Below are 7,633 nucleotides of genomic sequence, written 5' to 3'. Positions count from 1 at the left end.
CTGGCGCCGCTATGGGGGCTGCTGGCGCTGCTCGCCGCCGCGGCCATCGCCGTCCTCGCCGCGCTGCTCGCGCTCGGCGCCGGCGTGGTCCTGCCGGTGATGCCGCTGCTGCCGGCCTTCGCCCTGACCTACACCGCGATCTATGTCTACCGCTTCACGGTCGAGGACCGGACGCGGCGGCGGGTGGTCCACGCCTTCCGCCACTATCTGGCCCCGGCGCTGGTCGAGCAGCTGGCCGAGAATTCCGACGCGTTGCATCTGCGCGGCGAGATCCGGCCGGTGACCGTCGCCTTCTACGACATTGCCGGCTTCACCGGCATGAGCGAGCGGCTGCAGCACGAGCCGGAGCGGCTGGTCGCGGTGGTGAACGGCCTGCTGGCCAAGGTCGCCGACGCGATCGAGCGCCATGGCGGTTATGTCGACAAGTTCATCGGCGACGCGGTGATGGCGGTGTGGGGCGCGCCGCTGCCCGACCCGCATGCCGCCGAACACGCGGTCGCGGCCGGGCTGGACGCCTTCGCCGCGCTCGACGACTACAATCGCGGCCTGGTGGAGGGGCAGGGGCTGCCGCCGCTGGGCCTGCGCGCCGGGATCAATTCCGGCTGGGCCGTGGTCGGCAATGTCGGTTCGCCGACCCGCCTCAACTACACCGTGCTGGGCGATGCGGTGAACCTGGCCGCCCGGCTGGAGGGTGCCAACAAGGCCTACGGCACCCGGCTGATGGTGGGCGAGCTGACCTACCGCCAGCTGCCGCGCCGCTACCTGATGCGCCGGCTCGACCACCTGGTGGTCAAGGGCAAGGCGCGGCCGGTCCGGGTCTATGAGGCGCTCGGCACCGCCGGCGACCTGCCGCCGGGAGCGGCCGAAGGCGTGCGGCGGTTCCACGCCGCGCTGGCCCTCTATTACCGCCGCCGCTTCGCCGAAGCGGCCGAGCGGTTCGCGGCGCTGGCGGAGGCGGATCCGGTGGCCGCGCTCTACCGCGACCGCGCCGAAGCTTACGCCGCGGCGCCGCCGCCCGCCGATTGGGACCGAAGCCACAGCCTGATGACGAAATGAGAGGGGCAAATTGACGACACCCATCACCCTGCCGCGCCGCGGCTTCCTCGCTGGGGCCGGCATCAGCCTCGCCGCGCTCGGGCTCGCCGGCTGTCAGACCGCGCAGGACTACGCCAACGACCCGATGGGGGCGGCGAACACCTTCACCAAGCTGCTCGGCTCCCATGGCGAGAGCGCGCCGGTCGACGAGACGGCGCTGGGCGAGGGGCTGTATCCGCGCCTGGTGGCGCAGTCCGGCGGAGCCTACGGCAATGCCCGGATCCAGTCGGCCGTGCGCAGCTTCGCCCAGCCGCTGTTCCGGGTGTCGAAGCGGCCGTTCCGCTGGGAGATCACGGTGCTGGACGACAACAGCCCCAACGCCTGGTCGCTGCCCGGCGGCAAGCTCGGCATCAACAAGGGCCTGCTGCGCTACGTCGCCAGCGAATCCGAGCTGGCGGCCGTGATCTCGCACGAGATGGGCCATGCCGAGCTGAGCCACCAGATCGCCGAGCTGGAGAGCAAGGGGTCTACCGACAAGCTGGTGGCGTTCTTCAAGGACGTGGCGCAGCGCGAGATCGACGCCAAGGTCTCCGGCCTGCACGACTTGACCAGCCGGGGGCTGGACCAGCTGGCCCCGGCGATGTCCGAGCTGATCACCTCCGGCTATTCGCGCGACCATGAGCGCGAGGCCGACGCCTATATCCTGACCGTGTTCCGCGCCACCGGCTACGACCCGCGCCAGGCCTCGGCGGTGTTCAGGACCCTCGATTCGCTGGTGCCGCCGGGCGAGGACAGGACCACCTCGCTGTTCTCCACCCACCCCGGCACCCGCGACCGGATCGAGCGGCTGGACGAGGCGGCGGCTGGGCTGGCGGCCGGCGGCGGCGCCTCGGGCTCGGCGGACTTCGCCACGATCAAGGCGGTGTTCCCGACCCGGCTCTACTATCTGCGCAACCCGGCGGAGGCGAGCTGAGCCGCGGAAGCCGCGTCATCGCAACCCATCCGTTCCGCCGCGCGAACTGCTATCATGGCAACAAGGGGCGGCCTGGCGGTGAAGCGGAACGAGGGATGAGCATCTGGGGCAAGATCGTCGGCGCGGCTGCGGGCCTGGCCATGGGCGGCCCGATCGGGGCGCTGCTCGGCGCCGTGGCCGGCCATGCCGTCGACTGGTATCGCGACCAGCCGCCGGCGGATGGCGACGCCACCCAGCACATCGCCTTCACCATCGGCGTGATCGCGCTGGGCGCCAAGATGGCCAAGGCCGACGGCGCGGTGACGGCGGAGGAGGTGAGCGCCTTCCGCCGGGTGTTCCGCGTGCCGCCCGAGGAAGAGGCGAATGTCGAGCGCCTGTTCAACCTGGCGCGCCGCGATTCCGCCGGGTTCGAACCCTATGCCCGGCAGCTCGCCGGCATGTTCAAGGACCGGCCGGAGGTGCTGGAGGAGCTGCTGCAGTGCCTGTTCACCATCGCCAAGGCCGATGGCGACGTGAAGCCGGCGGAGGTCGACTATCTGCGCGCCGTGGCCGGGCTGTTCGGCTTGGCGACGGCCGATTTCCACAGGCTCTGCGCCGAGGAATGCGCCGGTTGCGACGTCGACCCCTACGGCGTGCTGGGGGTGGAGCGGCAGATCGACGATGAGAGCCTGAAGGCCGCCTATCGCCGGCTGATCCGCGAGCATCACCCCGACCGGCTGATCGCCCGCGGCGTGCCGGCCGACTTCATCGCCGTGGCCACCGACAAGATGGCCCGGATCAACGCCGCCTACGACATCATCCGGCGCGAGCGCAAGCTGGCCTGAGGCGCGGCCGCTACAGATCCAGGACCGCGGCAGCCGTCATTCGGCTGCCGCCAGCTGCTGTTGCTCGGCTTCGATCAGCTTCGCCAGGTTGCGGCGGAAGCGCACGGAGCCGGCATCGATCTTGAGGTTCAGGTTCGGGGTGCGCTTGTTGGCCATGCCCTTGTGCACGGCGTTCAGAACGGCGCGGTCCTCCTCGAAGGCGCCGCGCACTGATGACGCGAAGCGCCGGGACACCTCCGCGTCGTCCGGCGCGAAGTTGCGCATCTGGAACCAGTAGTACCGGGTGTGGTCCTCATCGACCGGGGTCATGAAGTTGTAGCTGTCCATCAGGAACACGTCGTCGTGATAGGGCCGGCCCTCGCCGCCGGTATGGGCCGGCACGAACACGGCCTTGATGATGGCGTGGCACGGGTAGCGCACCTCGTAATGCTGCTTGCGGTCGCAGCGGCCGGAGAATGTCAGGAACGGCGCGTAGAACGGCGCGGGCTCGACATCGGTCATCCAGCGCCAGACCGTCACCCCGTCCTCGCCGATCGTGGTCTCCAAAGGCGCCTCCTCGGCCGCCGCGTTGCCGAAGGAGGACTGATGCACCCAGGCGACATGCGACGGGTCCAGCAGGTTGTCGGTCATGTAGAGATAGTGGCAGTCGAGCATCATCGACTCGCCGCGGTTCACGCCCCAGGCCGGGTCGCCCCAATGCTCGACCTCGAAGATCCGGGATGTGTCGGCCTTCTCCGCCTCGCCCATCCAGATCCACAGCAGGCCGTAGCGCTCGGCGACGGGATAGCTCCGGACCCGGGCGATGTGCGGGATCCTCTCCGCGCCCGGCACGCGGATGCAGGCGCCGCTGCAATCGAAGGTCAGCCCGTGATAGCCGCATTCGACCGCGTCGCCCCTGAGGCGGCCCATCGACAGCGGCAGCTTGCGGTGCGGGCAGGCATCCTCCAGCGCCGCCACCGTGCCGTCGCCCTTGCGGTAGAGGACGATCTCCTCGCCCAGCAGCTTGACCGGTGTCAGCGTGCCGGCGGCGACCTCATGGTCCCATGCGGCGACGTACCAGCAATTCCTGAGAAACATGCGGCGCCCTCCCTGGCTGCGGCTGGGGTGGGACGAGGCTACCGGCCGGGAGCCTGTGCAAAAAGCGCTTGCGGCTGGGTTCTATTTTAGAAAATCTAAAACAAAGCAGCCGGGATCCCTGCCTTGAGCCGATTGCCACCCCTTCGCGCGATCCAGGCCTTCGAGGCGTTCGGCCGCCTCGGCAGCGTCACCGGCGCGGCGGAGGAGCTGGGCGTCTCGCCCGGGGCGATCAGCCAGCAGATCCGCAAGGCCGAAGCCGTTCTGGGTGCGCCGCTGCTGGAGCGGCGGGGCCGGGTGGTGGCGCTGTCCGCCTGGGGGCGCCTGTACCATGAAGCGGTTTCGGCCGGCTTCGACCGCATCCGCGAGGCCGGGGACCTGCTCGACCGCGCACGGTCGCAGAGCGGCCTGACGGTGTCCTGCCTGCCCTCGCTCGCCGGCAAATGGCTGGCGCCACGGCTGCTGGACTGGCAGGCCCGGCACCCCGGCGCCACGGTCCGGCTGATCGGCGCCGAGGCCGAGACCCGCTTCGCCGAGGAGCAGGTCGATTTCCGCATCTCCTACGGCGCCAAGGCCCGCGACTACGCCCATCATGTCGAGCTGTTCACTGACCGGGTCGTCCCCGCCTGCGCGCCGGGCCTGCTGCGCCGCCATCGGCCGAAGCGGCCGGTGGACATCCTGGGCTGCCCGCTGCTCGGCATCGAATGGGCGCGGGACCACCGGCCGCCGCCGGGCTGGGCGGAGTGGGCGGCCGGCATCGGCGAGGCCTATCGCCCGGCGGCGGGGGAGGTGGCTTTCTCTCTGTCCAGCGCGGCGATCGACGCCGCCATCACCGGCCGCGGCTTCGTCCTGGCGCAGCTGTCGATGGCGGGGGACGACATCGCCTCGGGCCGGCTGGTGGTGCCGTTCGACCTGCCGCTGCGCCTGCCCGACCCGTATTTCCTGGCCTGGGACCCGTCGGCGCTGGGCAAGCCCCACGGCGTCCGGCTGCGCAGCTGGCTGGTCTCGGTCGCGCGACGGCAGGGCGCGCGGCCTCCGAACGGCCGGCCGGCCGGTTGATCGCGTCGGTTCCGCGGCATCAAACCCCTCGCCGGGCGCCGTATATGGGCTTATACAACGGGGCGGGACGACAAGCTGAGGCAGGAGTTCCCGCATGGTGCGCGAAGACGAGATTCGGGCGGCCGAACGCGCCGTCGAATGGCCGAAGGCCGCCGATGCCGGCCTTGTCTTCATCGGCCGCATCCACACGCCCTGGACCAGCCGCATGGACTGCCCGCGCCAGGGCCGCCAGGACGGCCCGACCTGCCGGATCGAGGTGTTCGCACCCTGGGACCAGGCGCTGGACGGCGTCGCCGAATTCGAGAAGCTCGAGATCCTGTACTGGCTGCACCAGTCGCGCCGCGACCTGGTGCGGCAGAGCCCGAAGAATGACGGCACCACCCGCGGCACCTTCTCGCTGCGTTCGCCGGTGCGGCCCAACCCGATCGGCACCGCGATGGTCACGCTGCTGGGCATCGAGGGGACGACCCTGCTGGTGCGCGGGCTGGACTGCCTCGACGGCACGCCGCTGATCGACATCAAGCCCGACCGCTGCGCCTTCACGCCGCTCGCCCCGCCGACGCCCGGCGATGCCGACGTGGGAGATCCGTGACATGCTACGCCGCCGCGGCGCCCTGGCTGCCTTGATTGCTCTTCTGGCCCTGGCGGTCGCGCCGGCGGGCCAGGCCCGCACCGTCACCGATTCCGCCGGCCGGCAGGTCGAGATCCCGGACCATGTGCAGCGGGTCTTCGCCGCCGGCCCGCCGGCCTCGATCCTCGTCTATATGCTGGCGCCGCAGACCATGACCGGCTGGGTGCGGGCGCCGCGGGCGGAGGACAAGCCGTTCCTGCTTCCCGCCGTGCGCGACCTGCCGGAGACCGGGCGCCTGACCGGCAGGGGCGACACCGTCAACCTGGAGCAGCTGCTGGCCGCCAGGCCGGACCTGATCGTCGATTTCGGCACCATCAGCGACACCTACAGATCGCTGGCCGACCGGGTGCAGCAGCAGACCGGCATCCCGTATCTGCTGATCGACGGCAGCTTCCCCAACACCCCGGCGGCGCTGCGCCTCCTGGCCGGCATCCTCGGTGTGCCGGAGCGGGGCGAGGCGCTGGCCGAGGCGGCGGAGGCGATCTTCGCCCAGGTCGACACGGTTCTGGCCAAGGTGCCGGCCGGCCAGCGCCCGAAGGCCTATCTCGCCCGCGGTCCGGAGGGGCTGGAGAGCGGCTCGCGCGGGTCGATGACCACCGAGATCCTGGAGCGGGTCGGCGCCGTCAACGTGGTCGAGGGGCTGCGCGACAAGGGCGGCCTGGTCACCGCCTCGCGCGAGCAGGTGATCGCCTGGGCGCCGGACACCATCGTCGCGCTCGACCCCCGCTTCGTCCAAGGCGTCGCGGCGAATCCGGACTGGCAGCCGGTGCCGGCGGTAAAAGCCGGGCGCGTCTTCCTGTCGCCGGGCCTGCCCTTCGGCTTCGTTGACTTTCCGCCCTCGGTGAACCGGCTGATCGGCCTGACCTGGCTGCTGCACACGCTGTATCCGCAGCAGGCGGCGGGCGACCTGCGCGACCAGGTGCGCGGCTTCTACCACCTGTTCTACCAGGTCGAGCTGACCGATGCCGACCTGGACCGCCTGCTTGACGGCGCCGGGGGCTGAGCCTCGACGGTGCGGACGGCAACGATCCTCCTTGTCCTGGCGTTGCTCCTGATCGTGACGGTGCTGGTCGCCGCCGGCATCGGCCCGTACCGCATCCCGCCGCAGGAGGTGCTGGCCGCGCTCTGGCGCCGCGTCTTCGGCGGCACGATCGACCCGACGGTGGAGACCGCGCTGTTCCGCATCCGCCTGCCGCGGGTGCTGGCGGCGATGCTGGTCGGCGCCGCGCTCTCCGCCGCCGGCGCCGCCTATCAGAGCCTGTTCCGCAATCCGCTGGTGTCGCCGGACATCCTCGGCGTCTCCACCGGCGCCGGCTTCGGCGCGGTACTCGGCATCCTGCTCGGCCTGCCGGTGGCGGCGATCCAGCTGTTCGGCTTCGCCGGCGGGCTGGTCACTGTGGCCGCGGTGGGCGCCCTGGCTCGCACGCTGCGGGGCGGCGGCGACGTGCTGGTGCTGGTTCTGGCCGGCATCGTGATCGGCGCCCTGGCCGGGGCCGCCATCTCCCTGGTCAAGGTGCTGGCCGACCCCTATGACCAGCTGCCGGCGATCACCTTCTGGCTGCTCGGCAGCCTGGCCGGGACCAAGGCGCAGGACGTGGTCGCGGTGTTGCCGGCCGTGCTGGTCGGCCTGGTGCCGCTGATCCTGCTGCGCTGGCGCATCGGCGTGCTGTCGCTGGGCGATGACGAGGCGCGGGCGCTGGGCGTCGACGTGCCGCGGCTGCGCCTGCTGGTGATCGGCGCGGCGACGCTGGTCACCGCCGCCGTGGTCGCGATCTCCGGCGGCATCGGCTGGGTCGGGCTGATGGTGCCGCATATGGCGCGGCTGCTGGTCGGGCCGCGCTTCGACCGGCTGCTGCCGGCCGCGATCCTGCTGGGCGCCGCCTTCATGCTGGCGATCGATACGCTCGCCCGCTCCGCCGCCGAGCTCGAGATCCCGCTCGGCGTCCTGACCGCCGCGATCGGTGGCCCGATCTTTGTCTGGCTGCTGGCACACGGAAGGCGGAGAGGGGTGCCGTGATCCGACGGGACGCGCTTCAT

General features: G+C 71.3%; 8 protein-coding genes. 7 read left to right on the top strand and 1 reads right to left on the bottom strand.

Annotation, left to right across the window (positions count from 1 at the left end):
- The 3 genes from P409_RS20445 to P409_RS20435 form a co-directional block, all read left to right on the top strand.
- The coding region (locus P409_RS20445; RefSeq protein ID WP_034842732.1) for an adenylate/guanylate cyclase domain-containing protein at nt 1-1,056 on the top strand (1,056 nt) is incomplete at its 5' end.
- A 10-nt stretch (nt 1,057-1,066) separates the two neighbouring features.
- Complete coding sequence (locus P409_RS20440; protein WP_034842729.1) at nt 1,067-2,008, top strand: M48 family metallopeptidase; 942 nt, start codon at nt 1,067-1,069, stop codon at nt 2,006-2,008.
- 95 nt (nt 2,009-2,103) lie between these two features.
- Nucleotides 2,104-2,832, top strand: coding sequence for a TerB family tellurite resistance protein (locus P409_RS20435; RefSeq protein ID WP_034842726.1), 729 nt, complete (start codon nt 2,104-2,106; stop codon nt 2,830-2,832).
- Nucleotides 2,833-2,868: 36 nt separating this feature from the next.
- Here the strand turns inward: P409_RS20435 and P409_RS20430 are convergent, their stop codons facing one another.
- Nucleotides 2,869-3,909, bottom strand: a complete 1,041-nt coding sequence (locus tag P409_RS20430) for an aromatic ring-hydroxylating dioxygenase subunit alpha (RefSeq protein ID WP_034842722.1) — start codon at nt 3,907-3,909, stop codon at nt 2,869-2,871.
- A gap of 123 nt (nt 3,910-4,032) precedes the next feature.
- On the opposite strand from P409_RS20430, the gene P409_RS20425 reads away from it, so the two are divergent.
- The 4 genes from P409_RS20425 to P409_RS20410 all read left to right on the top strand — a co-directional run bounded on the left by P409_RS20425 (nt 4,033) and on the right by P409_RS20410 (nt 7,613).
- Nucleotides 4,033-4,965 (top strand): LysR substrate-binding domain-containing protein, encoded by a 933-nt coding sequence (locus P409_RS20425; RefSeq protein ID WP_034842717.1) that lies wholly within the window; start codon nt 4,033-4,035, stop codon nt 4,963-4,965.
- Between the two features lie 94 nt (nt 4,966-5,059).
- Nucleotides 5,060-5,557 carry a tRNA (N6-threonylcarbamoyladenosine(37)-N6)-methyltransferase TrmO gene (gene tsaA, locus P409_RS20420; protein ID WP_034842713.1) on the top strand — a complete coding sequence of 166 codons (498 nt, stop codon included), beginning with the start codon at nt 5,060-5,062 and terminating at the stop codon, nt 5,555-5,557.
- 1 nt (nt 5,558) lies between these two features.
- The gene (locus tag P409_RS20415) at nt 5,559-6,599 is read left to right on the top strand and encodes an ABC transporter substrate-binding protein (protein ID WP_034842710.1); all 1,041 of its coding nucleotides are present in this window, start codon (nt 5,559-5,561) and stop codon (nt 6,597-6,599) included.
- Between the two features lie 9 nt (nt 6,600-6,608).
- On the top strand, nt 6,609-7,613 hold the full coding sequence (locus tag P409_RS20410; RefSeq protein WP_034842703.1) for a FecCD family ABC transporter permease: 1,005 nt from the start codon (nt 6,609-6,611) through the stop codon (nt 7,611-7,613).
- The last annotated feature ends 20 nt before the right edge of the window (nt 7,614-7,633 follow it).

The sequence above is a fragment of the Inquilinus limosus MP06 genome, assembly GCF_000767795.1.
In the GTDB taxonomy this organism is placed as follows: Bacteria; Pseudomonadota; Alphaproteobacteria; order DSM-16000; family Inquilinaceae; genus Inquilinus; species Inquilinus limosus_E.
Note: the sequence above shows the minus strand (reverse complement) of the source record. Positions and strands in the feature narration are given on the sequence as shown.

Bases quoted from the DNA above. Each gene is read 5' to 3' on its own strand.
- P409_RS20435 (WP_034842726.1), top strand. From the start codon at position 2,104: ATGAGCATCTGGGGCAAGATCGTCGGCGCGGCTGCGGGCCTGGCCATG.
- P409_RS20430 (WP_034842722.1), bottom strand. From the start codon at position 3,909: ATGTTTCTCAGGAATTGCTGGTACGTCGCCGCATGGGACCATGAGGTC.
- tsaA (WP_034842713.1), top strand. From the start codon at position 5,060: ATGGTGCGCGAAGACGAGATTCGGGCGGCCGAACGCGCCGTCGAATGG.
- P409_RS20415 (WP_034842710.1), top strand. From the start codon at position 5,559: ATGCTACGCCGCCGCGGCGCCCTGGCTGCCTTGATTGCTCTTCTGGCC.